Here is a 26,388-nt window from a genome sequence, read left to right as displayed (position 1 = left end):
CATTGTGCAAGGGCAAATTCAAGGCCGGCGGCAAGACCTCCTATTTGTTCGAGGACCCCGTCAGCCTGAACGCCGGCGGGATGATTGCCGGGCTGAAAGCCGCCGGCGTGACCGCCTTGAAGATCGAAGGACGCCAGCGTGGCAAAGGTTACGTAACGGAAGTGGTCCGCGCCTTCCGGAAGGCCGTCGACGCCGTCGAGCAAGGTGGCGACGCGATCGAGATCGATCGGATTCTTGCTGGCCAGTCGGAAGGGTCCCGGCAGACGGCAGGAGCGTACAGCAAGAAGTGGAGATAGAACCTTGTCCGCAATTGCGTTGACGCTTGGGCCGGTCTTCTTCCACTGGTCGCCCGACCGCCTCTTGGACTTCTACCGCAGGATAGCAGACGAGGCTCCGATCGACCGCGTCCATGTCGGCGAAGTCGTATGCGGCAAACGGATGCCGTTTTCGGACCCGGCATGGCCCGAGATCATCGAACGTCTCGAGCGCGCGGGAAAGGAAGTGGTGCTGTCCACGCTTGCGGCGCCGGCAACCGTTCGAGAACGCAGAAGCATCGCGGACCTCTGCACCGACGAGCGGCTGGTGGAGATCAACGATGTCACCGCCCTGCCATCACGCGCCGGCAAGCTCTTCGTGACCGGTCCGTTCCTGAACGTCTACAATGAGGCTTCCGCGCAGTTCCTGATCCGGCGCGGTGCCACAACGATATGCCCGCCCGTGGAATTGTCGCTCGCCGCCGTCGGCGCCATGGCCGGCGCATGTCCGGAGGCGGAATTCGAGATTTTCGTCTTCGGTCGGCTGCCGCTCGCGCTTTCCGGCCGATGCTATCACGCACGCATCCACGGCCTTCACAAGGATTCCTGCCAATTTACCTGCGAACGGGACCCGGATGGTCTTGCCGTGGGCACGCTCGACGACCAGCAGTTCCTCGCGATCAATGGCGTGCAAACGCTCTCCAATCAGGTGCAGGCCTTCTGCCCCGCACGCGCGGATATCACCTCCAGAGGCGTCCGGCGTATCCGCCTGTCTCCGCATGCGTGCGACATGGTCGAGGTGGCAAAGATCTATCGAGCGCTTGCCGATGGGAGCGAGGATCCCAAGGCTGCCCGCTTCATCCTCTCGTGCCTCGATCTGCCCAGCACGCTCGTCGATGGATACGCCCTTGGCAAGCCCGGCTGGCAGGCAGCGACTTCGATCTGAAGCCGGGTCTCGAACGAAAACACCCAGGGCGAAGTCGCTCTGATCCTCGCAACAGGCGGAACCGTGCTCGCCAACAAGCCGGACGGCATCACGTTCGGGCACTGTGGTGCGTCGATCGAGACCAGCTTGCGCTTCCGAACCAAGGCCAGGATTCAGGAAAGCAACATCCGCCCGGCCGTGATCGCCAGGAAGAACGCAAAGGCAAGTTTCAGGTAGCGCGGGTTGAGCGCGTGGGCGAGCCTCGCGCCCAGGGGTGCGAACAAGAAGCTCACGGGCGCTATGATGGCTACCGCTGGAAGGCTGACGTAACCCAGGCTGAGCGGAGGCCTGCCAGCAACCTCGAGGCCCGACCAGATGAAGCCGGCCACCGCTGGAAGCGCGATAAGAAGGCCAAGCGCCGACGATGTGCCGACGGCCCGATGGACCGGAAAGGAAAAGCTGGAAAGCGTCGGCACCGAGAGCGTGCCGCCGCCAATTCCCATCAGCGAAGAGACAAAGCCGATGACAGAGGCAACCGCACGGTTGATCCACGCGCTTTGCGGCAAGTGATCGGAGATGACAAGATTCTTCGGCATCGCCATGTTGACGGCCACCAGCACGCCAACGACGCCGAAGACCAGTCGCAAGCCGGCGCCCGGAATGAATTTCGACATGATGCCGCCGATGAGGGCACTGATGAAAATAGCCGGCCCCCACAGATTGAGCAGAGGCCGATCGACATTGCCGCGCTTGTTGTGCGACCGCATCGATGAGATCGAGGTCGGGATAATGACCGCAAGCGACGTCGCGACCGCCAGGTGACTGATCACCGTCGGCGAAAAGTGAAACAGCGTAAGCACCCAGAAAAGCACGGGGACGATGACGATGCCACCACCGACCCCGAGCAGGCCGGCCAGCACGCCGGACGCCACACCGGTCACAGCCATGCCGGCGACCAGCATGGCAATCGTCAGCCCGTCGAACATCGACGTGTCGAACCCGAAATTCACGATGATTTTCCCCTTGATTGGCCGTCTATGTCAGGCCTTGCGGATAGGCATTTGGCCATGCCCATCCGCCGTTGCGACCCGATGCAGGTCGCCCAAAAATGTGCAGCGGTATTGGGACTCGGCGCGCTCTAGTGGCGCACCATCCCGGCGTCGACATTGAGCGTCTGGCCGGTGATCCAGCGCGCATCGTCGGAGGCCAGGAACGAAACCACATCGGCGATATGTTCCGGCTGGCCCTTGCCTTTCATCGCCTGAAGCATCTCGACGAAGCCGAACGCTTCATTGTGCGGGCTCGCCTTGACGCCGTCGCTCTCGATCAGGCCAGGCGTTACAGCGTTGGCGGTGATGTTGTATTTGCCGAGCTCCGTGGCGAGCGCCCTGGTGAAGCCGATGACGCCGCCCTTGGCCGCCACATAGGCCGCCATGTTCGGCGTGCCGGCAAAGAAGGTGTTGGATGCGATGCTGATCACCCGTCCAGCCTTGCCCGCCGCACGCATCTGGTCCGTGCCGGCGCGGCTGACGATGAAGGTGCCAGTCAGGTTGACGTCGATGATCTTGCGCCAATGGTCGAGATCGACATCGTCCCAGGCGACGAACGGCACGATGCTGGCATTGTTGACCAGAATGTCGATGCCCCCGGTCAGGGCCTGGATTTCAGCGAAGAGTGCCTTGACGGATGCCGGATCGGAAATATCGGCGGCGATCGCCTTCGCCTTTCCGCCGATCGCTGCGGCCGCCGCCTTGGCGCCTTCGGCATTGATGTCGCTGACGATGACGGTTGCGCCGTCGGTGGCAAGCCGCGCCGCGATCGCCTTGCCGATACCCTGCGCGGCGCCCGTAACCAGGGCCGTCTTTCCCGCAAGCCGTTCAGTCATGAAAATACTCCCTCAATCCGTGATCTGGTGATGTCTGTTCAGGCGTCGGCGTCGATCACGGCGAGCGCCGCATCGATGCCTTTGCCGATCGCGAGATTCTGCCCTGCCGCTTTCATGGCGCCGCCAAGTGCCGCCAGCGCCGCGATCGCATAGATCGGCTGGGCGGTCGGTCCCATATGGCCGACGCGCGTCAGCTTGCCCAATGTTTCGCCGCGCCCCGACGAAAACACCACGCCGTAGCGGGCCCGCGCGGCTTGGCGAAGCGCCTTCTCGTCGACGCCTTCGGGCGTGCGGACAGCGGTCGTGGTTGGCGACGCGATCTTGTCGCTGGCGGCCCAGATCGACAGGCCCATCGCGGCGACGCCCGCGCGCATGGCCTTGGCGGTGAGCGCGTGGCGCGCCCACACCGCCTCCGGTCCCTCACCAAGGTAGAGGTCGAGCGCGACGTCGAGCCCGCTCATCTCGGAGACGGACGGCGTGAATGGAAACGGCTCGTCCCTTGACCACGCATTTTCCCAGTCGACGATGCTCAGCATCGATGCGCGCGGCGCCAGGGGATTGGCCTTCATCTTGGCCCAGGCCCGCTCGCTGACGCCCATCATCGTGAGGCCGGGAGGCGCACCCAGGCATTTGTTCGGGCCGGTGACATAGATATCGGCCTTGCAATCCTCCGGATGCGTCTTCATGCCACCAAACGACGAGACGGCGTCGACGATGAGATAGCCGCCATGCGCCGAAACCAGGGCGCCGATGGCGTCGATCGGATTGATGGTGCCAGACGGCGTGTCGTGGTGACAGACGGAAACGACGGTGATTTCCGGATGCGCCTTCAGCATTGCCGCGACCGCCTGCGGGTCGATCGCCTCGTTGTAGGGCACTTCGATCTCGAGCAGATGCGGCGAATAGCGCTTCGCCCAATAGCCAAACCCCTTGCCGTAGACGCCGGAGGCAAGGTTGAGCACGACGTCGTCGGGCGCGATCAGGGAGGCGGCGGCGGCCTCCAGGCCAAGCACCGGCTCGCCATGCAGAATGACCGGCCTGTTCGACAGCCGCATCGCCTTCTGCGCCTTGTCGATCACCTTCTCGTAGAAGAGCTGGAACGCTGGGTCGTAGTCGTAGAGCACCGTGCGACCAAGGCCGCGCAGTACGTCAGGATAGGCATTCACCGGCCCTGAGGTGAGCGTGATGACCGGTTCGGCATGGTCGGAATAGCGCATGGTCTTGTCTCCGCATTGGTGACGGTCAGCCGTAGAATTGCGTGCCGGTCCGGTAGGTCTTGAAGTTGTCCATGTCGTGCGAATACATCAGCTCGGCGCCATGGTCCTCGGCGAGCTTCTTCACCCTGCGCATCGAATTGACGCCCGCCACCGGATCGATGTGAAAGGATGCCTGGCACAGCGTTTCAAGGCTCTTCTGCGTGTAGGCGGCATCGATGGTGAACATGATCGGCTTGCGTTTGGGAAACTCCACCAGCAGGCTGTAGTGACCGATCGAGTGGCCGGGCGTGGAGATCAGCTTGACGCCCCTGGCGAGGTCGACGTCGCCGTCGATGCCCTCGAAGGTCGAGTTGGCGCGCGTCGTGCCCTCCAGCAACTGCGCGGTCGCGCCACGCGCCTCCGCCGCTTCCGCCGAGAAGCTCAGGTCGGAATAGCCAAGATGTTCGAAAGGTTGGGGATTGCAGGCCTGCGGCACCTCGCTTCGGTGACAGATCTTCTTGGCATGCGGAAAATACTTGTTGCCGCCGCAATGGTCGAAGTGGAAATGCGAATTGACGACGACGTCGATGTCCTTCGGTTCGAGGCCGAGCAGCGCCAGGGCGCCAGGGATGGTCTGGTGCTTTTCCTGGATCGGCTTTTCGAAAGGCAGCACCTTCATCACGTGATCGTAGTCATAGCCGGTGTCGATGAGAAACCGGCCCTCGGCATGCTCGATCAGGATCGAATAGACGGGGAAGCGCACTTCGCCGCCAGGGCCCCGGTTCCAGAACACGTGATACCCGTCGAGAACGAGCGAGCCGCCGTCGAGCAGGTAGACCTTGGTATCCGACATTCTTGCCTCCTGTTTTGGCGCGGGTCCCGTCCGCGCATGAATTGTCGTCAGCGCGCGCCGCGCTCGTATGGAATGCCAAGCGCCGCCGGCAGGCTGGCGCGCCGGCCGAACAGCACCAGCATGATCATCACCGCCAGGAACGGCAGCATCTGGATGATGTCGGTCGGTATGTTGATGCCGGCCACCTGCATCGCCGTCGTCAGCGACAGGCAGACGCCGAACAGCAACGCGCCGAACAGCACCCAGATCGGGCGACCGCGCGCCAGCATGGCCAGCACGATGCCGAGAAAGCCCGCACCATTGGTGATGAAAGGAATGAACAGCCCGGCTCCGACATTGGCCAGATAGGCGCCGCCAAGCCCGGCCAGCGCTCCGGTCGTCAACACGGCGACGGTGCGGGTTCGCACGACGTCGATGCCGGCCACATCGAGCGCGGCCGGCTTGTCACCCGCGGCCTGCAGGTTGAGGCCCAGCTGCGTGCGCCGGTAGACGTAGCCCATGCCGAAAACCAGCGCGACCGCCAGATAGACGATGAGATGCTGCTTGAAGAGCGCTGGCCCTATCACCGGAATGTCAGACAGTAGTGGAATGACCGTCACTTCAGCCGCCGGCAGGCGTGGATAGCTCCGCGAAAACTGGAAATGGTGGAGCAGTGCCGTCAGGCCTTCCAGTCCCAATGTCAGCGCGATGCCAATGACGATCTGGTTCAGCCCGATGCGCACGCAAAGCAGCGCCATGACAAGCGCCACCGCGACGCCGCCGGCCGCACCGGCGAAAAAGCCCAGCCACAGCGACCCGGAATAGAAGGCGCCGACAAAACCGAGATAGGCGCCGGCCAGCATCATGCCTTCGATGCCGATGTTGAGCACGCCTGCCTTTTCCGACATCTGCTCGCCAAGTCCGGCAAGCAGCAGCGGGATTGCCGCGGTGACGGCGCCGAACAGCAGCGCGCTGAGAAAGACTTCGCTGAACAGCCCGGTCATGCCTCAGGCCTTTCTCGACTGGCTGTAGCGGTGATCGACATACTCGGCCAGAGCGAGCACGATCAGCACGATGGAGACCAGCACCAGGGTGAAATGATTGGGCACGCCAAGCCGCCGCGCCGCGCTCTCGCCACCGATCGACAGCACCGAAAGCAGGAACACGAAACCGATGGCCGCAAAGCCGTTCATGCGGGCGAGAAACACGGCGGGGATCACGGCAAGCCCGTAGGCGGGATTCCAGTCGGCGCGCACATTGCCCTGCACGCCGATGATGTCGACGGCGCCGGCAAGGCCCGCCAGCCCGGCCGAAATGGCGAAGACAGCGATGGTCAGGCCAGGGACGCCGAGCCCTGAGTGGACCGCCGCGCGTGGATTGGCGCCGACGATCCTGAGCTTCAGCCCGAACGCCGTGCGCGTCATCACCAGATGCACGATGATGATCGCCGCCAGCCCGAGCAGCAGGCCGCTGGTGATGGTCGTATCGAACAGGCGCGGCAGCCGGTCTTCCACCGGCAGCGTCCGGGTCTGCGGCACGGTCGTGCCTGGATCGCGGAACACCAGCTTGACCAGCACATTGGCGAGCGAGGTGCCGAGGAACGTCATCATCAGCGTGGTGATGATCTCGTTGACGCCCTGGTAGGCACGCAGCAGGGCCGGCACCAGGGACCAGGTCATCGCCACCACCATGGCGATGAGGAACGAGCAGAACAGCGCCAGCCAGGCCGGCATGATCTGAACGAACACCGGAGCGCTGGCCGCCGCCGTCACCGCGCCGAGCAGGAACTGGCCGTCGCCGCCGAGATTCCACATGCCCGCGCGAAAGGCCACGATGAGGCCGGCGGCAAGAAACAGCAGCGGCGCCATGCGTGTCAGCGTCTGCTGGATGCCGAGCGGCGAGAACAGACCTTTCTCCAGCACGTAGCCATAATAGGCGAGCGGATCGACGCCGACGGCAAGCAGGATGCAGCCGGCGATGACGAGAGCGGCAAGGATCGGGCCGAGCGTCATCAGCAACCGATGCAGGATGTCGCGGCGCGTCGCCGCCCCGCTCGTGGCATCGAGTGCGGTCGCACTGACTGTGGGCGCGGTGTCGATGCTCATGCGGCAAGTCCGATCATCAGGCGACCGACCTTGGTGCGGGCGTCGTCGGCATTGTCGACGATACCGACCAGCGCTCCGTTCGCGATGACGGCGATGCGGTCGCACATGCTCAGCAATTCCTCGAGGTCGGTGGAGATGAGCAGCACGGCGAGGCCACGCGCCGCGGTGTCGCGGATGCGCTGGCGCGACGCCAGTGTGTTGGCGAGATCGAGCCCATAGGTCGGCTTGTTGAAGATCACCACCTTGGCGCCCTCCGCCAGTTCGCGCGCCAGAAGCACCTTCTGGATGTTGCCGCCGGACAGCCGGGCGACCGGCGTCTTCAGGCTTGGCGTGCGCACATCGTATTCGCGCACGAGCTGTGCGGCGCGCTTGTCGATCTCCGCGCGCTGCTCGACGCCGTTGCTCCAGAACGGGGCCGCGCCGACCTGCTTGAGGAAGAAGTTGATCGAGACCGGGAAGGTGCCGACAGTGCCCTCGCCCAGCCGGTCGTCGGTCAGGTAGCGAAGGCCGCGCTGACGGCGTTCGCCGACGTTCAGCGTCTCGATGGCGGCGCCGTCCAGCCGCATTGAACCGCTGGTGGTCGCGCGCTGGCCGGCCAGCGCTTCCGCCAGCTGTTTCTGACCGTTGCCGTCTATGCCGGCTATGCCCAGGATTTCGCCTGGACGGATGTCGAAGGAGATCGATGACAGGCCTGGTGCATTGTCCGTCGGCGCGACCGTCAGATCCGCGACCCGAAGCAGCGGAGCCGCTTCGGCGTGGACTGTACGGACCGGACGCTCGACAGCTTCCGGATCATCCTTCTGCTGGCCGAACATCAATTCCACGATCTCCGAGATGATCTCCTGCTCGCCCAGCGCTCGAAACCGCTCGGGCGGGATCTCGCCGACCTTGCGGCCGAGCTTCAGCACCGAGATGCGGTCGCCGAAGGCCGCCGCCTCCTTGAGCTTGTGGGTGATGAAGACGATCGCCAGGCCCTGCTCGACGAGGCGGCGCATCAGCGCGCCCAGTTCGTCGATGCCCTTTGGCGTCAGCATGGAGGTGGACTCGTCAAGGATGAGCAACCGGCTGTTGCGCACCATTGCGCGCAGGATCTCGACCTGCTGCTGCTCGCCCAGCGAAAGCTCCGATACCTTGGCATGCAGCTTGATGGTGATGCCGAGCGTGCTGGTGATTTCGGCGACGCGCGCCGCCAGTTCCTCTGTCCTGGGGCGCTGCCACCACGGCCCGCCAAGCAAGAGGTTTTCCGCCACCGTCAGCGTCGGCACCAGCATCATGTGCTGGAATACGGTCCCGATGCCGAGTGCCAGCGCATGGCGTGGCGAGGTGATCGGGGTCGGTTTGCCATCGACCAGTATGCGTCCCTCGTCCGGCTGCTGCAGGCCAGACAGCATGCCGATCAACGTCGATTTCCCGGCGCCGTTCTCGCCAAGCAGCACATGCACCTCGCCTGGACGGATCGCCAGGTCGATGCTGTCATTGGCGACGATGCCGGGGAACCGTTTGGTCACGCCTTCGAGCGCGACGATGTCGCGCCCGGCAGCAGACGATGGAGAAGAACTGCTCATGAAAGCCCAGCACCAGAGAATGGGAATCGTCCGGAGGGGTGAACGGATCACCCCTCCGGCAGCCGACCTTGGTCGCCTTACTGGGCGACGCTTGTCATCAGCGCCCTGACGGCGGCCGCGTCATAGACCGGATCGACCGCGATCTTGCCGGAAATGACATCTTCGCGCAGCGCCTGGATTTCTGCCCAGACATTGTCCGGGATCGCGGCGGTTTTGAGAAGCTTGACCGAGTCGTCCTTGAGGCCGATCGTATAGTGTTTGGTGCCGAACGTGTCGGCCTTCAGGTCGGCGATCATCGCCGCGTAGACCGGCTCGATGTTCCACACCACCGACGACAGCAGGAAGCCCTTGTCGATCGGCGACTTGTCGCCGATGACGTCGATGAAATAGACCTTGCCGCCATCGGCTGCCTTGGTCGTCTCGACTGCCTGCAGCATGCCGAAGCTGGAGCCGTTGCCCTGCCCGAAGATGATGTCGGCGCCCGATGCGATCACGCTTTCGGTGACGCGCTTGCCGCCGGCCGCATCGCTGTAGGCGGCCGGTCCGATCACCGCATAGGTGATCTTGACGGCCGGGTTCTCCGCCTTCACGCCCTGCGCGAACGCCGCCGACTGCGAATTCCACGATGGCGGCTCACCCGACACCACGATGCCGACCGACTTGGAGCGCGACATCTTGGCGGCGAGACGGCCGGCGAGATAGGCACCCTGGTGGCCGCTCAGCGTATAGTCGGCGACGAGGCCCTTCTCCAGGCCGTTCGGCGTGTCGACGATCGCCACCGGAACTTTCAGTTCCTTGGCGATCTCGGGCGCCGAAGTGTTGTAGCCGCTGGCGTGGGCGATCAGCAGGCTGGCGCCGTCGGACGCAAGTTCGCGCAATGTCGGACGAACGTCGCCATAGCCGAGGCCCTGGGCCACGACCACTTCGACGCCGGCGGCCTTGCCGGCCGCCTTGGCGGCGTCGATGCCTTGCTGGTTCCAGCCATAATCCGTGCCTTCTTCGGGCGTCAGGATGGCAATCGACTTGATCTCGGCGGCAAGCGCGCCGCTCATCAAGACGCTGCTCAATATAACCGCACTTACACTGCTCTTAAGAAGCTTTAACATGTTACCCTCTCTGTTTGATCTACCAATCAATATTCTTATTGTTATTGCGCGAAAGCGAGATAGACTGCCCAAGAAAATTACCTATGGAGCTCAGGCAAAGTGAAAATCCGTTATGTCCTTCCGGTGATGCTGGCGGTCTCGTCCTTCGCCAACGCGGTTGAGTTGCACCATGTCACCGTCCGCACCGGCACTGACGGGCTCGACATGGTGCCGTTGACGATTTCGAATGCGGGCAGCGAAGGCCTGTCCTGCAATGCCGACTTCGCCCACTGGTATTCAGCCGGGATCGCGACGGTCGAACCGGGCAAGAGCGCCCGCGTCGAACTCTGGTTCGATGCGAAGACCGGCACGTTCACGATCCTCAACGACAAGCGCGAGAACCTGCCCGTCGAGCGGCTTTGGTGCGGCCTTTCGGGCCGCGCATATGCCACCCGCGTGCAGATCGCGCTGGATCGCGCCGACGCCGCCAAAGGCGAGCGTGCCGTGTCCTGCGCCATGGCGCAGGACAATCTGGTCTGCCGATAGGCGGTCATCGATCCGTCCGCTCGAACACCACGCGCCCCTTATTCTTTCGCCAGGAATGTGTCGGTGAAGACATCGTCCGCGGACAGGGCTGCCTTGAGCACGCCCTGATCCGTGAGCGTCTTCAAGGTTTCCTCCCACTGCGTCTTCGTCATCCAGCCGAGACCGTGTTCCTTGGTATCGGGGCTGGTGAATGTCGAGGCGATGTCGGCCTTGATCTGCGCCAGCAAGACGTCCTTCTTGTCCGCATAACCCGGGGCGGCCTTGGCCGTGATCTCGGCGGCCTCTTCGGGATGAGCAACGACATAGTCGAAGGCTTCCCTGTAGGCCTTGACGAAGCGGTGCACGATTTCTGGCTTGTCCTTGATCATCTTCTGCGAGGTGAACAGGCCAGAGCCATAGGCCTTCCAGCCATAATCCGAGCCCATCATGATGCTGAGCGAACCGGGACCGCCGGCCTTGGCCTCCAGTTCGGGAACTTCGGCATCGACATAGCCGACCACGGTCTGGACACGGCCGAGCAGCAGGTAGCTCTCATAGGGCGGCGAGACGCTGTTCAGCGTCATGTCCTTTTCGGTCAGGCCGTTGGCGGCCAGGAAGCCCTTGAAGAAGATGTAGGTGGAGCCGGCGGGGTGAATGCCGATGGTCAGCCCCTTGAGATCGGACGGCTTTGCGAGCTTCACCGTCTTGGCCAGCGAAATGACTGCCAGGGGCGAGTGCTGGTTGACGGCCGCCAGCGCCACGACCGGAACATTCTGCGACCGCGCGACGGCAAGCGTGGGAAGATCGCCGAACCCGAAATCCGCGTTCTCATTGCCCACCAGCCGCATTGCGTCGGGCGAGCCCGACCCCTTGCGGATCTCGGCCACATCGATGTCGTTCTTGGCGAAGAAGCCTTTTTCCTTGCCGACGAAGAACATGGCGTGATTGCCGCGCACCACCCAGTCGAGCTGGACGTTGACCTTGTCGGCCGCCAGGGCCGCACTGGAGAAGCCGATGGCTCCGACAAACGCCGCGAAGGTAGCGGCCTTGATAAGTGAGCGTCTCAGCATTTTTTGTTCCCCTTTGGTGTTCGAAGGCCTAGGCCTGGCTGAATTTCGGCGCCCACGGCACCACGATGCGTTCGAGAATTTCGGCTGCGTAGTAGAAGGCGATGCCGAGCACGGAAACGAGCAGCAGCGCCGCAAAGACCAGCGCCGTGTCGAGCTGGGTCGAAGCGAACTGGATGACGTAGCCGAGACCATCCGAGGCGCCGGCGAATTCGCCGACAATGGCGCCGATCACACTCAAGGTGGCGGCGATCTTGGTTCCGGCCATCAGATTTGGCAGCGAGTGCGGAACGCGGATCCTGAACAGGATCTGCGTTGGACTGGCACCGACCGAATTCATCAGCGACAGCAGCGAGCGGTCGACCGACTGCATGCCGGCCAGCATCGACAATGTCACCGGGAAGAAGGCGATGACGAGGATCAGGCCGATCTTGGGCGCGAGCCCATAACCGAACCACAGGATGAAGATCGGCGCGAGTGCCACCTTGGGCACATTCTGGAACAGCACCACCAGTGGATAGAGCGCTCGACCCAGCCAATCGAAACGCACGATGACCAGTGCGATGGCGATGCCGACCACGACCGATACCAGGAAGCCGAACAGGATCTCGCCTGCCGTCACCAGCGTCGCCTGCATCAGCGTACCCCATTGCGCGACCAGCGATTGTGCGATCTCGGTCGGGGCGGGAACGACGAAGGAGGATATGGCAAAGATCCGCACGGCGGCTTCCCACATCACGATCGTCACCAGCAGGAGGATGACTGCCGGAAGCCAGCTGCCCGTCGCGGCACTCCAGCCCGTGACGAGCCGCGGCTCGGAAAGACTGGTGATGGGTTGCTCGCTCAAGACGCGCCTCCCGGCTGATGGCTGGAGCGCAGCATCGTGCGCAGTTGCACCACCAGCCTGACGAATTCCGGATCTTCGGTGACCGACAGGTCGCGCGGATAGGGCAGCGCAATGTCCAGGCTCTCGGTGATCCGCCCCGGCTTGATCCCCAGCACATGGACATGGCGCGACAGGTGAATGGCCTCGTCGATGGAATGGGTCACGAGCACGATCGTCTTGCCGGTGCGCTGCCAGATCTCCAGCAGCGATTGGCCCATGGAATCGCGGGTGATGGCGTCGAGCGCGCCGAACGGCTCGTCCATCAGCAGGACCGCCGGGTCGAGCGCCAGGGCTCGGGCGATGGCGACCCGCTGCCGCATGCCGCCCGACAACTCGTTTGGGCGCTTGTGGGCGCTATCGCCCAGTCCCACCAACTCCAGCATCTCCTGTCCGCGCGCCCGCAACTGCGAGCGCGACAGCGACCTGTCGGCGATGCCCAGCAGCATCGAGGCATTGTCGACGGCGTTCTTCCACGGCAGCAGGTTGGCGTCCTGAAAGACGAGGCCGATCATTCGCTTGCGCGTCGCCTCGGCCGGCGCGAGCCCGGCTATCGAAACGCTGCCCTGGCTCGGCTGCACCAGCCCGGCCAGCACCTTGAGCAAGGTGCTCTTGCCGCAACCGGAAGGACCGATGAGCGATACGAACGATCCCTTCGGCACCGAAAGATCGATGTTCTGGAGGACCAACTGCCGGCCCATGACCACCGAAACGCCCTTGGTCGAGATGAGGTCGTCATGGCGGATGTGGGCGGGCCGGCCGCCAGCGGCTCGGATGGTTTCAATGCGCATGGCTGGTCGCCCCGCGCGCTGGTTCCGATCGCGCCCGCGCCGTCTCGATTGCGAAGGTGGCCTTCACACAAACGGCCGACCGGCGGAACTCCCCAAACCGGCCGGCCCTCCGCGCACTGTGTGACATTGGCTACTCCCGGCCTTCCAGGATGCGCCGCACCGCGACGAGCTTGCGTGCCCGTTCGCCTTGCAGCGCCTTTGTCTGCTCGGGTGTGTAGGAGAACATCCCCTCGCCCGACTTGATGCCGAATTTCGACGCGCCGGTCTTCTCCAGCACCATCGGCGCGACATCATCGCGGTTGGAGAGGTCGGCATTCAGGAAGGACGAGACGGACTTGTAGATATCCAGCCCCGCCATATCGAGCAGCGCCATGGGCCCGATGACGGCGATCTTGTAGCCGATGCCCCAGGATACGCAGGTGTCGAGATCTTCCGGCTCGATGACGCCGCGCTCGACCAGATCGACCGCCTCGCGCAAGAGCGCATACAGCACGCGGTTCTCGACGAAGCCCGGAACATCCTTTTTCACCACCACCGGCAGCAGGCCGATCGAGCGGATGAGGTCACGGATCGTCGCCACGGTTTCAGGCGCGGTCTTTTCGCCGCCGATCACCTCGATCATCGGAATGATGTGCGGCGGGTTCGACCAGTGCATGCCCACCATCCGCTCGGGATGCGAGATGTGCGCCTGCAGTTTGGTGATCGGGATACCTGACGTGTCGGACGCGACAATGACCGACGGGCCGATCAGCGGATCGATGGCACGATAGGTCTGCGCCTTGATGTCGATATTCTCCGGCACATTCTCGATGACCAGTTCGGCGCCATCAACGGCCTCGGCGATGGTCTCGACAAAACGCACGCTGCCGGCACCTGTCCCGGGCGACTTGATGTCGAGACGGTCGAGCACGCCGCCGGCAAGATCAAGCATGCCTCGGGCACGCTCGACTGCCGCCGACGAAACATCATACGCCGTGACATCGAGCCCGCCACGCGAAAGCCGCGCGGCAATGCCCGGACCCATCGTACCCAATCCGATGAGGGCAGCGCGCTTGATCATCATGCGGCCTTTGCCGGAGCCGCTGCGGTTGCCGCCTTGAAGGCCGGGCGAGCGGCGATCGCGGCCACCCAACGCTCCAGATTGGGCATCGACGGCCGGTCTATCTTGAAGTCGACGCAGCGCTTCAGGATCGGCGCGCAGGCGATATCGGCAAGGGTCAGCTTGCCGAGCGCCAGGAAATCCTTGCCGGCCAGGTGGCTGTCGATGATCTTGAGCTGCGCCACAAGGTCCTTCACCTGTTCCTTGTATTCGGCGGTCTGCTCCTCGGGCGTAAGCTTCGCGCCTTTGAAAGCAGCCAGATAGCCGGGATTGACGGCAGCCAGCAGGAAGTCCATCCAGCGCTCGACTTCGGTCTTTTCCGCTGGCGTCGCGCCATTCAAATGTTCGCCGCCGGATGCCGCGAGATAGCGCAGGATCGTGTTGGACTCCCAGATCACGGTGTCGCCGTCGACCAGCGTCGGGACCTTCGAGGTCGGGTTGAGCGCCTTGTATTCCGCCGTCTGCGTGTTCTCGAACTGGCGGCCGTAATCCTCACGCGTGTACGCGGCGCCAAGCTCCTCGAGCATGAAGAGCACCTTTTGAACGTTGCCTGATGTCTGGCGGCCTAAGAGCTTGTACATGTCGTCTCCTCGATTGTGTCCAGGGCCTACTTGCCGGCCTGCAGCGGCTTGTAGACGATGGCGTCCATTTCGATCTTGGTGTTGATGACCGCCTTGGCCTCGACGGTCGTGCGCGCCAGCACCGCGTCGCCGATCCCTTCGAGGAACGCCTTGTTGTAGCGGCCGAAATCGCGCGTATCCTCGAGATAGGTGGTGATCCGCACGACATCCGACAGCGTCGCGCCCTCATGCGCGATGACGCGCGCGATGGTCTTCAGCGTGGCCAGCGTCTCTTCCTCGATCGTGCCGCTGATCATGTTGTTGTTCTCGTCCTTCGGCACTTGGCCGGAGACGAAGATGAAATCTCCGGCACGCACCGCCGGATGAAACGGCAGGTTCGGATTCTTCTTGCCGATGGCGTAGTGGCTGGCGGATTTTCGCGTGCTGTCGCTCAATGCCTGCTCCTAGAGAACGCTGGTTTCGATGATGTCGACGCCACGGATGCGGTCGATCAGATAGACGATGCCCCGGTCGTCGATGGTCACGTCGTTGGACGAGGATCGCTCCGCACCTTCCGGCGCGTCGGGCATGAAATGGCCGACTTCCTTTGGCGCGAACGGGTCGGCGATGTCGACGAGCCGCAGCCCCTGCGCGAACCATGCGAACGGAATGACCGTACCCCTGAACCGTTCGGAAGGCTGATGGCATCCCGTCATCGGCGGTTGTGGTGCGCCGTCCGTGTCGAGGCCCGGCACCTGGAAGGTCGAGATCGGCAAGGGGTTCGTCTCGTCGGTGATATCGTAGATCCACGCAAAGGCCGGCGCCGAGGGTCGGAGTTTGGCGACATCCTCGTCCGCCACCACCATGATGTTACGACCCTTGAGCAACTGCGGGATCGGCAGGCAGGTATGCGTGGGATGCGGGAAGCTCGGGCTCGAATTGACGTGCGAGACCAGCTTCGGCTTCGTGATGTCCGAAATGTCGAGGATGAACAGGCCGTGATGCCAGTAGCTGACATAGAGCCGGTCGCCCATGCGCAGCGGATGGTGGCAACGCGGCGTGACGTAGTCATGCCAGGGATATTCTTCGCCACCGCCGGTCCACTGGCCGGGAATCCACCAGCGTCCGACCTCGACCGGCTTCGTGGGATCGATCAGGTCGAGGATCATCACGATATTGCCGACATAGCCGTCGGCGGTCGGCGAGATGTAGGCGTAACGGCCGTCGAAGTCGTAGCGGTGGACGCCCTTGCCGCCGGTTATCCATTTCGAGATGAGCTTGGGCTGTGCTGGCTTGGTGGTGTCGTAAAGCGCCAGTCCACCGCCGAAGTCGGCCGGGCCTTCGCTGCCGAAGCGCTCGTGGTTGATGATCATCAGCCCGTCCTTGGCGCGTACCTTGTGCGAATGCCAGCCGGGCGGGACATCGATCGTCGTTATCTTGCGCGGATTGCGCGGGTCGGAAATGTCGACCAGCGTCGTGCCGCTCGGCGGCCGCATGTGGCCGATATAGAGGATGTTGCCGTCGACCCAGACCTGGCCGCCGCCTGGGCAGTCGACATGGCCGATCTGCTTGGTGTTGAACGCCGAAACCAAATGCATACGCCCTTGCTGCTGAAACGTCTTTTCGATGTCCGCGCCGCCATTGGCGGCGCGACATTGCTGCCGGAGGACCAGGATCAGGCGAGGCGAAGCAGATCGCCGGCCTGGTTGCGACCCCAGCGTTTGTAGAGGAGCAGCGCCTTCTGGGTCGGCGCGTCGGTCGCGCCGAAGAAGATCACCGGCTCCGTCGCGGAGCCGTTGACGTGCTCGACCCATGAACCACCCGGTATGGCGATGGTGTCGAACTGGTTCCAGTCGTAGCGCTTGCCGTCGATGATCGAATGGCCGTTGCCGCGGAACGGAGCCAAAAGCAGGCTGGCGGTCTCCCGCTGCGGCAAGGTCTTCTCACCTGGGCGCAGCATCTGAACGTAGAAATTGATGGTGCGGAAGACCGGCCCGCCGGTGGTCGGGTCGACATAATCGACGACGATGCCCTCATGGGGGTCGCCGTCCCAATCCTTGTGGGCGTCGAGGACCGCTTCCATCTTCTCCCAGCGGTAGACATACATCGGTGACGACAGGCCGCCGCCGCGCTTATGGTCGACGAAGCGCGGCATCAGGCCACCCTCGCCATAGATGCGCTGTGAGTAGTCGTTCGGATAGCGCGCGGTCTGCACCTTCTTCTCGACCTCCTTGCCGTCGACCATCTCGGTGTATTTGTGGTCGAAATGGACGGCATGCAGCGTCTCGACCAGCGGCAGGTCGAGCACCGACAGGTTGACCGCCTGCTCACCGCCGACGGTGCCGTGATTGTGCCAGGCGTCGTTGGGCGTCAGCACCATGTCGCCCGGACCGAAGACCACGTCCTCGCCCTCGACGCCGGTGAAGTTGCCCTTGCCGGTCAGGCCGAAGCGGATGGCGCTCGGCGAATGCTTGTGCGGCGGCATGATCTCATCTGGATCATTCAGGCGGTAGGCGGTGTACATGGTGCTGACCGATGCACGCTTGGGCGCAAGGCCAGGATTGACCAGGATCAGCGAACGGCGCTCGCTGTCGTCCATGGTCACCAGTTCGGCGGCGCGCTGCAGCAGCGGCTCGATGTCCGAATAGGACCAAACGAAGGGAATGGCCTTCGACGTCGCCATCAGTTGCTTGATCTCGTCATGATCGACGCCTTCCGACGTCGCCCAGAACGGAAACATGTTCTTTTCGTAGAGGGCGTCATAGAGGCCCTTGAGAGCCGCCTTCTTGTTGGTGAGCACATCGTTAGCTGGTTGCGCCAGGGACATATCGGACACCTCTCATCGCGAAGAAAATGCTTCTAACCAACTCAACCGTATTCGCATTGGTTTTGCTCGACAATCCCCAATTTGCGAAATTTGAAAGTTTTTGGTTGAGGTGCATTTTCGAGAGGCAAATGCCGGAAAATAGGCAGAAATGGCCAAAGATCGCACAAAATGTGCTCATGGATGCGAGTTGCGACCACCCCGCTACGGCCATGCGCGATCACACGGCAGCTCAACCAATGCAGATTTTGGTCTCAACCAAAAGATTTTGGTTGTATTCCAGCCGCCATTCTCAGGCCGCCATGCTCTGTTGAGCGCGGCTGCGGATCAGATCCGCGGCCTTTTCGGCGATCATGATGACCGCCGCATTGATGTTGCCGCAGACGAGATCCGGCATCACGGAAGCGTCCACGGCACGAAGTCCGGCAACGCCGCGCACGCGCAATTCCGGATCGACCACCGAGTCCGCATCGACGCCCATGCGGCAGGTGCCGGCCGGATGATGCACGGTGATCGATGTCTTGCGGATATGCTCGTCGATCTCGTCGTCGCTCTCGCATTTCGGGCCGGGGAAGAATTCCGCGCCAACGAACGGAGCCATGGACGGCTGGCTGGCAAGGTTGCGCGCGACACGAAAGCCGGCGCGAAGCGACTGCCAGTCGCGCTGCGAAGACAGGAAGTTCTGATGGATCAGCGGCGCGGCGAGCGGATCGCTCGACGCTAGGTTGACGCTGCCGCGGCTCTCCGGCTGCACGGCGACAATGCGTGTCGCGAAGCCATCCGCGAAGGGCGCCTTGAACGGCGGCATATAGGGCCACGCGGCAAGAGGCGCCGCGGTGAAAAGCAGCTGGACATCCGGCAACGGCCGGCTTGCATCGCTTTTCAGGAACGCCACGACCCCGCCAGGCACATCTGCCGAAAAGCCCTTTCCGGTGAGATAGGTCTTGACGAAATCGAGCCCGATGCGATCGGCCCGCATCATCTTGAGAAACGGTCCCGGCTGCTTGCGCCGATACATCAGGATGACCGAAACGTGGTCCTGCAGGTTCTTGCCGACCTGCCGGCGATCGACCTTGGTCTCGATGCCATGTGCCGCAAGTTCGGCGCTGTCACCGATCCCCGACAGCATCATGAGCTGCGGCGTATTGATGACGCCACCGGCCAGCAGAACCTCACGCCGTGCCAGAACCTCGTGTGTCGCGCCACCCCTGGTGTAGGCGATGCCCGTCGCGCGCCCGTCCTTGAGCAGAATCCTCGTCGCCATCGCGCCGGTCAGCACCTTAACGTTGCCGCGGCGCATGGCTGGACGCAGATAGGCTGACGCGGTCGAGCAGCGGCGGCCGTTGGCAATTGTCATCTGCAGGCGGCCGAACCCCTCCTGTATGGCGCCGTTGTAGTCGTCGGTCTGCGGATATCCGGCATCCCGGCTGGCCGTGGCGAAGGCATCGATCAGTTCGTCCTTGTAGCGGCAGAATTGGGTGTTGAGCGGCCCGCTGCCGCCGCGATACCGGCTTTCGCCTTTTTCCCAGCGCTCCTGCTTCTTGAAGTAGGGCAGCACCTTGTCGAACGACCAATCGGCCAGTCCGCTTGCCGCCCAGCGATCGTAGTCGCCACGATTGCCGCGCACGTAAGCCATGGCATTGGTGGAGGAAGAGCCGCCGATGACCTTGCCGCGCGCGCATTCGACCTTGCGCCCGCCGACATTGGCCTCGGGCTCGCAGAAGTACATCCAGTCGTGACGGCGCTCGGTCAGGATCTTGCCCCAGCCGAGCGGGATGTGGATCATCGGATCGCGGTCCCATTCCCCGGCCTCCAGCAGCAGCACGGAAACCGCGGGGTCCTCGCTCAGCCGGTTTGCCAGCACGCAGCCGGCCGAACCCGCGCCGACAATGACGTAGTCAAAGGTTTCGCCAGCCGGCATGCGTGATCCTCGGGAGAAGGACAGCCGCGATGGCAGCCGTCAACGAAGTCAGTCAACCATCGCGCAACTGGTGTTGTCAACCATCGCATGCAGATGTAGATTGGTTGAATTGGTTGAGTGCCGTTTCCATCAGGTTTCGTGTCACAATATGATAACCGGACGTTGAGTCGGCACCTGCCGATCGGACAGGAGATTTGGTTTTGAGCGCATTCGAGCCGCAGGTCGAACCATCGGATCTCGACGACATCATTGCCGCGGTCCGCCAGTTGCAACAAGGCGGCGGCAAACTTCCGTCCGAGCGCGATCTTGCCGAACATCTGAGCGTGAAGCGCCATCAGCTTCGCAAGGCGCTCGAAGTGCTGCGCCATTCAGGCGACCTCAAACCGGCGCGCGCCAGGCGGGCGCCGACCGCCCTGCCAAGATATGGGGAGGAACTGGTAAGGGTAACCAACCCGATCGAGGTTCTGGAATTGCGCCTGCTCATGGAGCCCGGGCTCGCCCGGCTGGCATCGCTGCGCGCCTCCTCCTTCGAGACGGCGCGCATCATGGACGCCGCAACCACGCCGGAGAACGCCCCCTCGGGCGCGGTCGACTTCGCCTTCCATCTCGCCATCGTCGCCGCGGCTCGCAATCATCTCGCCGCGGAATTCTACAAGATGCTGCGTCAGGTCGGGGTCGATGCGCGGGTGAAGATCGCACGTACCGCCGCACCCACCTGCCCCAAGCGGATCGCCGAGCGCGATGGCGAACACCGTCTGATTGCCGAAGCGATCTCGCAGCGCGATCCCGAAGCGGCGGAAGCCGCCATGCGCGCGCATTTGCTGTCCGTGCAAAGACAGATCACGGAACGGTCGAATGCCGGCGCTTTTGCCGCATGATCGTTGCGCGTTCTAGCCAACAAGCCTGCTCGCGGGGACTTCCAAATTGACGCGTCATTTCGATGTGCTGGTCATCGGCGCGGGATCCGCCGGGGCGGTGGTGGCCAGCCGGCTGAGCGAGGACGGTTCGTGCCAGGTTGGCCTCATCGAGGCCGGCGTCATGCCGTCCGATCCGGATATCGCCGACCCTCTGAAATGGACGATGCTGCAAGGCCGCGCCTACGACTGGGCCTACCGGACGGTGCCGCAACCGTTTACCGCCAACCGCGTCCATGAATGGCCGCGCGGAAAAATCGTCGGCGGTTCGAGTTGCCTGCATGCCATGGCCTATGTGCGTGGCCATCCCGATGATTTCGAACCCTGGGCGCAAGCCGGCGGCGAACGTTGGTCTTATCGAGGGCTGTTGCCGGGCTTTGTTCGCAGCGAAGCCTTCACGGCCTTCGACGCGCCGGCGCGCGGCCGGAACGGACCGTTGGACGTGTACCTCCCGGACGCCGAGGTCAGTCCGGTCGTGCGTGCCTATATCGCCGCCGGCCGAGCCATGGGGGTCCCCACCCTGACAGACCACAACAGCGGCGAACTGGCCGGCACCAGCCCCAATTCACTCAACATACGCGACGGCAAGCGCCTGAGCGTGGCCGACGCCTATCTGCCCCGGGAGGTCATGGCGCGACCGAACCTGACCTTGCTCACGGCCCACGAGGTCGAGCATCTGGTGCTGGATGGCCACCGGGCCACCGGCGTGGCTGTCGTCTGCAATGGAGATCCCATGACGGTCTCCGCCGACAGGATCGTTCTTTGCGCCGGGGCGGTGTCCTCGCCGCTTGTCCTCATGCGGTCGGGCATTGGCGATCCAGACACGCTGAGGCAGGCGGGGATCCGCTGTCTTGCCGACAGGCGCGATGTCGGCCGCAACCTGCAGGACCATCTGCTGGCGCTCGGCAATGTCTACGCCGCGAAAAAGCCGGTGCCGCCGTCCCGCCTGCAGCACTCCGAATCGCTGATGTACCTGCACAGCGACGACCTGACCCGTTCCGCGGGAAGTCCCGACATCGTGCTGGGCTGCGTCGTCGCTCCGTCAGCGGCCGGGGGCCTGAATGCCCCGTCCTACGGATCCGCTTTCACGATTCTATGCGGCGTCACCCATCCGACGAGTCGTGGCCGCATCGCACCGGGCGGGCCGGGCCGCACCGATACGCCGGTCATCGACCCGCATTATCTCGAAACCGAGCACGACCGAGCGGTTTTCCGGAAGGCCTTGAAGACGGCGCGCGCTGTTGGCCGTCACCCGGCGCTCGACGAATGGCGCGACGTGGAGGTTCTGCCGGGATCATCCGTGCAATCGGACGACGATCTCGACGCTTTCATCGCCAAGGCAGCCTCCACGCATCATCACCCCGCCGGCACGTGCCGGATGGGCAAGGATGCCGACGCCGTCGTCGACCCCGACTTGCGGCTGATCGGCTTCGACAACATCTTTGTCGTCGACGCCTCGGTGATGCCGATAATCCCGAGCGGACCGATCAACGCCGCGATCGTCGCCATCGCGGAAACCTGGGCGGCGTCTTCACGGGTTACCGCGTCGGCATCGTGATCCCCGATTCCGCGCCAGGCATGCTGGGCATGATCGGCCGCATTGCGTTCTGCAACCGCTCGCTGGATAGTCCCGGCAATGTTGCAGACCCTGGCGACTCACTGGCCGCAAATCCTCGCGATCATCTCCGTGGTGATGGCGACCGTCGGCATTGTCCACGCCGTCATGACGAAGGAGGATGTCCGCGCGGCCACCGGCTGGGTCGGCGTGATGGTGCTGTCGCCGATCCTTGGCGTGCTGATCTATGCCGTGGCTGGCATAAACCGCATTCGTCGCGCCTCGATCAGCGCGCAGCGCCCGCTGGCCGACGATGCGGCATCCGCCAAGCAAGACCGCGATATCGCCGCTGAAGAGGCCCTGATCATCGAGCGATACGGGCCACGGTTCACCGGCTTGAGGACACTGGGCGACAGGGTGGCGCGGCGCGCGCTCAAGCCGGGAAATGCAATCACGGTGCTGGAGACGGGCGACGAGGCCTATGCCGCCATGTGCGCTGCGATCGATGGCGCCGAACGCAGCATCCTGCTCGAGACCTACATTTTCGACAATGACGCCGTCGGCCTGCGCTTCGTCGAGGCACTCGCCGGCGCCGTCCAGCGTGGCGTCACTGTCCGCGTGCTGATCGATGCCGTCGGCGCCCGCTACTCCGTGCCGAGCATCCTGGGGCATCTGCGCGATTCCAACATCACCGCCGATGTCTTCAACGGCAACATCGTCATGGGCCTGCGCCTGCCCTACGCCAACCTGAGGACGCACCGGAAAATCCTCGTCGTCGACGGCACGGTCGCCTTTACCGGCGGCATGAACATCCGCCAGGGCTTCTCTGCCGAGTTCGCCGGCTCCAGCAGCGCCAGGGACACGCATTTTCGGGTCACCGGCCCGGTTGTCGCCGATCTCTTCTCGGTCGCCGCCGAGGACTGGCGCTTCGCCGGCAACGAGGCGCTGAAGGGCGATGCCTGGCGGATTGCCCCGCTGTCGCCGGCCCCCGGCCTGCCGATGCTGGTGCGGGCGGTGGCGTCCGGTCCGGACGCCAGCATCGAGACCAACCAAAAGCTCCTGATCGGCGCCTTCTCCGTCGCCCGCAAATCGATCCGCCTGATGTCGCCCTATTTCCTGCCGGACCGCGAACTGATCAGCGCCTTGACGACCGCGGCAAGGCGCGGCGTCGAGATCGACATCGTGGTGCCGGCGGTGAACAACCTCTTCCTGGTCGATCGCGCGATGACCGCGCAGTTTGATCAGGTCCTCAAGCACTACTGCCGCGTCTGGCGCAAGGAGGGGCCCTTCGACCATTCGAAGCTGCTTTCGATCGACGGCGTGTGGGCCTATGTCGGCTCCTCCAATCTTGACGCCCGGTCGCTCCGGCTGAATTTCGAGATCGACCTCGAGATCCTCGATGCCGGATTTGCCAGCGAGATCGAGACGCGGATCGGGTCGGCAATCGCTTCCGCCGTGCCGGTGACGCTCGACTCCTTGCGGGCCCGGCCGTTCCTCATTCGACTGTTTGACCGGGTATTGTGGCTCGGCTCACCCTATCTTTAGGCAAGATTGGCTTGTTTCGGGAGCTCGCCTGTCATTGAACATACGCCGACGGATTCTATTTTGACTGTATCCAGGTTCTGAATTGAAGCCAGCAAGGACGAGCACCACAGACATGCAGAGAACTGGACGCAGCCTCCCGGCAAGCATGCTTCTATCCATCCGCGACAGGCGGATGCAGAAAGCAAACGCCAGCGCGCCCAAGAGAACGGGCACGACCGGAACGCTGGTTGCCTCCTACAATGTCCACAAATGCATCGGCATCGACAGGAAGTTCGATCCCGAGCGGACCAGTCGAGTCATCCGCGAAATCGACCCGGATGTCATAGCACTGCAGGAAGCGGACAACCGCTTTGGCGACCGCGTCGGGCTTCTCGACCTGTCCCGCCTCGAACTGGAAACCGGCCTGGTGCCGGTGCCGATCGCGGCCAATGGCAAAGGGCACGGCTGGCATGGCAATGTCCTGCTGTTCAAGAAGGGCGTCGTTCGCGACGTGCATCAGATCAGGCTCCCGGGGCTGGAACCGCGCGGCGCCGTGGTGGCGGAAATCGATCTTGACGGAAACCAGACCTTGCGGGTCATCGCGGCCCATCTCGGCCTGCTGCGCCGGTCGCGATCGCAGCAGGCCCAGGTCGTGCTGGATATCATGAACAACGCCGACGAGACGCCAACGCTGCTGCTCGGCGATCTGAACGAATGGCGGCTTGGCAATCGCTCGTCACTGAAGACGCTGCATGTGACCTTTGGACCGCTGCCGCCGGCGGTTCCCACTTTCCCGTCCAACCTGCCGCTGCTGGCGCTCGACCGCATCATGGCCAACCGGCACGGGATGATCTCGGCCGTGGAAGCGCACGACACGCCGCTTTCGCGGGTTGCCTCGGATCACCTGCCGCTGACAGCTTTTGTTCGCTTATAGGGCCATAGCGCCAGCCGTTGATGGCGCGCTTGACGCCCACCGCTCTGAAAAGCTTACGGATCGCTATTGGAACGCTAAGTCCTCCCAAGAGTTGATGTAGCTGAAACCGCGAGAGGACGAGACATGAAAAAGTTATTCCTGGCTTCCATGGTGGCATTGGCCGCAACAGCCGCCGTGATTGCGCCAACCCAGGCCGCAAGCGTGATTATCCAGTCCGACGACAACAACCAGTATTCACCGGACGACCAGTCCGACAATGGCGAGGTCATCGTTCGCCGCCATCACGACCGGCGGATCTATGACAACCAGTATGGCAACGATCAGAACCGCGAGGTGCAATATGGCGACTACAATGACGGCCAGTATCGTCGCCATCACCGGCATCACCGCTGCCATATCGAGTTGATCAAGCACTGGCGCCACCATCACAGGGTGATCGAAGAGGTCCGCGTCTGCGGCTGATCTCATCTGGCTCCAGCCAAACCGGCCGGCGAAAAGCAGGCCGGTTTCGTCTTGTGTCTCAACCCGCAATCAGCTGACGAAATAGCGCTGCCACTCGAAGTCGGTGATGTGCGACGCCTGCCAGGCGTCGAACGCCGCCTGCTCGGCGCGCCGGCTCTCGGCGTAGTTGTCGCGGAAGGTCTCGCCGAAGGCATCGGCGCAGAAGTCTGATGCGACGAAGGCCTCGATAGAGGCGTTCAGCGTGCGCGGCAGTTTCGGCTTGTCGAGATTGGCGAGGTTCGATGTCACTGGCGCTTCGAGCGGCAGCTCCTTCTCGATACCCTCGCAGCCCGCCGCCAGGATCGCCGCGATCGACAGATAGGGGTTGATGTCGGCTCCCGGTGCACGGTGTTCCAGCCGGCAGGCGCCGTCGTTCGGCGTGGTGATGGCGCGGATGGGTGCCGTGCGGTTTTCGAAACCCCAGGCGACGTCTTCCGGCGACCAGGCGCCACGGTCGAAGCGACGGTACGAATTGACCGTCGGCCGGAACAGGAGATGCGTTTCCTGCATCCGGTTCAGCACGCCGGCGAGGAACTTCTCGGCGACCGGCGTCAGCCGGTTCGGGCCGGCGGCGAAGGCTGGCTTGCCGTCGCGCCACAGACTGACATGGTGATGCGCGCCGCAGGCGCTTTCCTTGCCCGGCGGCTGGAAGCGCGTCATGAAGGTGGCGACAAGGCCGCGCTCGGCACAGAGTTCGCGCAGATGCAGCTTGGCGCGCATGGCGTCGTCGGCCGCCTGCAGCGCACTCTTCGGCGTCAGCGCATATTCATACATGCCGTAGCCATATTCGGTGACCAGCGAGGCGACGCCGATGCCGATGCTTTTCATGCGGGTGATGAACTCGGCGGCAAAATCCTGGTACTCGCCGCTGCGCACCAGATCATAGTTGATCAGCGAATGGCCCCACGGCTTCAGCTCGCGGTAGCGTCCGGCGCGCATCAGGTCGTGGTCGGCGTGGAAGATGCCGAACTCGTATTCGAGCGCGAACATCGGCTCGTAGCCAAGCGCCCTGGCGCGTTCCTCCACGCGAGCCAGCACGCCGCGCGGATCGAAGGGGCAGACCGCGCCGTCCAGCATGTAGGAGCGCGTGATGGCCGAGGCGAATTTCGGCTTCCAGCCGTGCCGGACGACGGTCGCCGGATCGATGATCCCCTTGATGTTGGGAAAGCCGTTCTCCTCATTGGCACTCGGCGATGCGAAGGCGACATCGCCCATCGGCTGGCCGTCGCCATGGGTGACGCAATAGAGGATGGCGTTGATCGATTCGCCGTAGGTCGAGAGTTTCAGCGGCGCGATCTTGGAACGGAACGCTCCTGATGTGTCGACCGTATGCACCTCGATAAACTCGACCCCGCCCGATGCCAGCTCGCGCTGCAACGCCTCGAGCTTCGGCGCGTATTCCGCGGCCCTGTCCTCAAATTCCACGTTCAAACCTCCACCAGG

Annotated in this window: 26 protein-coding genes; 8 read left to right on the top strand and 18 right to left on the bottom strand. The window is 63.5% G+C overall.

Annotated features, from left to right (window positions below):
• Together NR193_RS15150 and NR193_RS15145 are read left to right on the top strand one after the other, a co-directional pair.
• Nucleotides 1-296 (top strand): U32 family peptidase (locus tag NR193_RS15150; protein ID WP_256751605.1); only part of this gene is annotated, 296 nt, incomplete at its 5' end.
• A 4-nt stretch (nt 297-300) separates the two neighbouring features.
• Nucleotides 301-1,200 (top strand): U32 family peptidase, encoded by a 900-nt coding sequence (locus NR193_RS15145; protein WP_256751604.1) that lies wholly within the window; start codon nt 301-303, stop codon nt 1,198-1,200.
• A gap of 152 nt (nt 1,201-1,352) precedes the next feature.
• Here the strand turns inward: NR193_RS15145 and NR193_RS15140 are convergent, their stop codons facing one another.
• From NR193_RS15140 to NR193_RS15105, 8 genes are all read right to left on the bottom strand, one after another.
• Nucleotides 1,353-2,189: a sulfite exporter TauE/SafE family protein gene (locus NR193_RS15140; RefSeq protein WP_256751603.1), complete on the bottom strand. Its 837-nt coding sequence runs from the start codon at nt 2,187-2,189 to the stop codon at nt 1,353-1,355.
• A gap of 128 nt (nt 2,190-2,317) precedes the next feature.
• The gene (locus NR193_RS15135; protein WP_256751602.1) at nt 2,318-3,064 is read right to left on the bottom strand and encodes an SDR family NAD(P)-dependent oxidoreductase; all 747 of its coding nucleotides are present in this window, start codon (nt 3,062-3,064) and stop codon (nt 2,318-2,320) included.
• A 38-nt stretch (nt 3,065-3,102) separates the two neighbouring features.
• Nucleotides 3,103-4,281, bottom strand: a complete 1,179-nt coding sequence (gene ppaT / locus NR193_RS15130; RefSeq protein WP_256751601.1) for a pyridoxamine--pyruvate transaminase — start codon at nt 4,279-4,281, stop codon at nt 3,103-3,105.
• A 25-nt stretch (nt 4,282-4,306) separates the two neighbouring features.
• Nucleotides 4,307-5,113: a 4-pyridoxolactonase gene (locus NR193_RS15125; RefSeq protein ID WP_256751600.1), complete on the bottom strand. Its 807-nt coding sequence runs from the start codon at nt 5,111-5,113 to the stop codon at nt 4,307-4,309.
• A gap of 47 nt (nt 5,114-5,160) precedes the next feature.
• Entirely contained in the window at nt 5,161-6,096 is a 936-nt protein-coding gene (locus NR193_RS15120) for an ABC transporter permease (RefSeq protein WP_091577679.1), read from the bottom strand.
• A 3-nt stretch (nt 6,097-6,099) separates the two neighbouring features.
• Nucleotides 6,100-7,197 (bottom strand): ABC transporter permease, encoded by a 1,098-nt coding sequence (locus NR193_RS15115; RefSeq protein ID WP_256751599.1) that lies wholly within the window; start codon nt 7,195-7,197, stop codon nt 6,100-6,102.
• The gene (locus NR193_RS15110) at nt 7,194-8,762 is read right to left on the bottom strand and encodes an ABC transporter ATP-binding protein (RefSeq protein ID WP_256751598.1); all 1,569 of its coding nucleotides are present in this window, start codon (nt 8,760-8,762) and stop codon (nt 7,194-7,196) included. The genes NR193_RS15115 and NR193_RS15110 overlap by 4 nt, the downstream gene beginning before the upstream one ends.
• A 77-nt stretch (nt 8,763-8,839) precedes the next feature.
• A complete protein-coding gene (locus NR193_RS15105) occupies nt 8,840-9,868 on the bottom strand; it encodes a BMP family protein (RefSeq protein ID WP_306280084.1) in 1,029 nt (342 codons plus the stop codon).
• A 99-nt stretch (nt 9,869-9,967) separates the two neighbouring features.
• Here NR193_RS15105 and NR193_RS15100 point away from each other — a divergent pair, with 99 nt between their 5' ends.
• A complete protein-coding gene (locus NR193_RS15100) occupies nt 9,968-10,393 on the top strand; it encodes a hypothetical protein (protein ID WP_256751597.1) in 426 nt (141 codons plus the stop codon).
• Between the two features lie 38 nt (nt 10,394-10,431).
• Here NR193_RS15100 and NR193_RS15095 read toward each other — a convergent pair whose 3' ends face one another.
• From NR193_RS15095 to NR193_RS15055, 9 genes are all read right to left on the bottom strand, one after another.
• Nucleotides 10,432-11,442: an ABC transporter substrate-binding protein gene (locus NR193_RS15095; protein ID WP_256751596.1), complete on the bottom strand. Its 1,011-nt coding sequence runs from the start codon at nt 11,440-11,442 to the stop codon at nt 10,432-10,434.
• A 28-nt stretch (nt 11,443-11,470) separates the two neighbouring features.
• Nucleotides 11,471-12,286: an ABC transporter permease gene (locus tag NR193_RS15090; RefSeq protein WP_256751595.1), complete on the bottom strand. Its 816-nt coding sequence runs from the start codon at nt 12,284-12,286 to the stop codon at nt 11,471-11,473.
• Nucleotides 12,283-13,113: an ABC transporter ATP-binding protein gene (locus NR193_RS15085; RefSeq protein WP_256751594.1), complete on the bottom strand. Its 831-nt coding sequence runs from the start codon at nt 13,111-13,113 to the stop codon at nt 12,283-12,285. Before NR193_RS15085 ends, NR193_RS15090 begins: the two co-directional genes overlap by 4 nt.
• A gap of 130 nt (nt 13,114-13,243) precedes the next feature.
• Complete coding sequence (gene fhmpcd1, locus NR193_RS15080) at nt 13,244-14,173, bottom strand: 5-formyl-3-hydroxy-2-methylpyridine 4-carboxylate 5-dehydrogenase (RefSeq protein WP_306280099.1); 930 nt, start codon at nt 14,171-14,173, stop codon at nt 13,244-13,246.
• Nucleotides 14,173-14,793 (bottom strand): glutathione S-transferase family protein, encoded by a 621-nt coding sequence (locus NR193_RS15075; protein ID WP_256751592.1) that lies wholly within the window; start codon nt 14,791-14,793, stop codon nt 14,173-14,175. The genes fhmpcd1 and NR193_RS15075 overlap by 1 nt, the downstream gene beginning before the upstream one ends.
• A gap of 26 nt (nt 14,794-14,819) precedes the next feature.
• Nucleotides 14,820-15,227: a RidA family protein gene (locus NR193_RS15070; RefSeq protein ID WP_256751591.1), complete on the bottom strand. Its 408-nt coding sequence runs from the start codon at nt 15,225-15,227 to the stop codon at nt 14,820-14,822.
• A gap of 9 nt (nt 15,228-15,236) precedes the next feature.
• Nucleotides 15,237-16,370: an LVIVD repeat-containing protein gene (locus NR193_RS15065; RefSeq protein ID WP_256751590.1), complete on the bottom strand. Its 1,134-nt coding sequence runs from the start codon at nt 16,368-16,370 to the stop codon at nt 15,237-15,239.
• Nucleotides 16,371-16,447: 77 nt separating this feature from the next.
• Complete coding sequence (locus NR193_RS15060) at nt 16,448-17,599, bottom strand: cupin domain-containing protein (protein ID WP_256751589.1); 1,152 nt, start codon at nt 17,597-17,599, stop codon at nt 16,448-16,450.
• A gap of 289 nt (nt 17,600-17,888) precedes the next feature.
• Nucleotides 17,889-19,517 (bottom strand): GMC family oxidoreductase, encoded by a 1,629-nt coding sequence (locus NR193_RS15055; protein WP_256751588.1) that lies wholly within the window; start codon nt 19,515-19,517, stop codon nt 17,889-17,891.
• A gap of 200 nt (nt 19,518-19,717) precedes the next feature.
• Between NR193_RS15055 and NR193_RS15050 the strand changes: the two genes are divergently transcribed.
• The 5 genes from NR193_RS15050 to NR193_RS15030 all read left to right on the top strand — a co-directional run bounded on the left by NR193_RS15050 (nt 19,718) and on the right by NR193_RS15030 (nt 24,906).
• Nucleotides 19,718-20,395: a FadR/GntR family transcriptional regulator gene (locus tag NR193_RS15050; protein ID WP_256751587.1), complete on the top strand. Its 678-nt coding sequence runs from the start codon at nt 19,718-19,720 to the stop codon at nt 20,393-20,395.
• Nucleotides 20,396-20,441: 46 nt separating this feature from the next.
• Nucleotides 20,442-21,989 (top strand): GMC family oxidoreductase, encoded by a 1,548-nt coding sequence (locus tag NR193_RS15045; RefSeq protein WP_256751586.1) that lies wholly within the window; start codon nt 20,442-20,444, stop codon nt 21,987-21,989.
• Nucleotides 21,990-22,067: 78 nt separating this feature from the next.
• Nucleotides 22,068-23,531 carry a phosphatidylserine/phosphatidylglycerophosphate/cardiolipin synthase family protein gene (locus NR193_RS15040; protein WP_256751585.1) on the top strand — a complete coding sequence of 488 codons (1,464 nt, stop codon included), beginning with the start codon at nt 22,068-22,070 and terminating at the stop codon, nt 23,529-23,531.
• Nucleotides 23,532-23,643: 112 nt separating this feature from the next.
• Nucleotides 23,644-24,444, top strand: coding sequence for an endonuclease/exonuclease/phosphatase family protein (locus NR193_RS15035; protein ID WP_256751584.1), 801 nt, complete (start codon nt 23,644-23,646; stop codon nt 24,442-24,444).
• Nucleotides 24,445-24,567: 123 nt separating this feature from the next.
• Nucleotides 24,568-24,906: a hypothetical protein gene (locus NR193_RS15030; protein ID WP_256751583.1), complete on the top strand. Its 339-nt coding sequence runs from the start codon at nt 24,568-24,570 to the stop codon at nt 24,904-24,906.
• Nucleotides 24,907-24,975: 69 nt separating this feature from the next.
• Here the strand turns inward: NR193_RS15030 and NR193_RS15025 are convergent, their stop codons facing one another.
• On the bottom strand, nt 24,976-26,370 hold the full coding sequence (locus NR193_RS15025) for a glutamine synthetase family protein (RefSeq protein WP_256751582.1): 1,395 nt from the start codon (nt 26,368-26,370) through the stop codon (nt 24,976-24,978).
• Nucleotides 26,371-26,388 lie beyond the last annotated feature (18 nt).

Source organism: Mesorhizobium sp. Mes31 (genome assembly GCF_024519675.1).
GTDB lineage: Bacteria > Pseudomonadota > Alphaproteobacteria > Rhizobiales > Rhizobiaceae > Mesorhizobium.
Note: the sequence above shows the minus strand (reverse complement) of the source record. Positions and strands in the feature narration are given on the sequence as shown.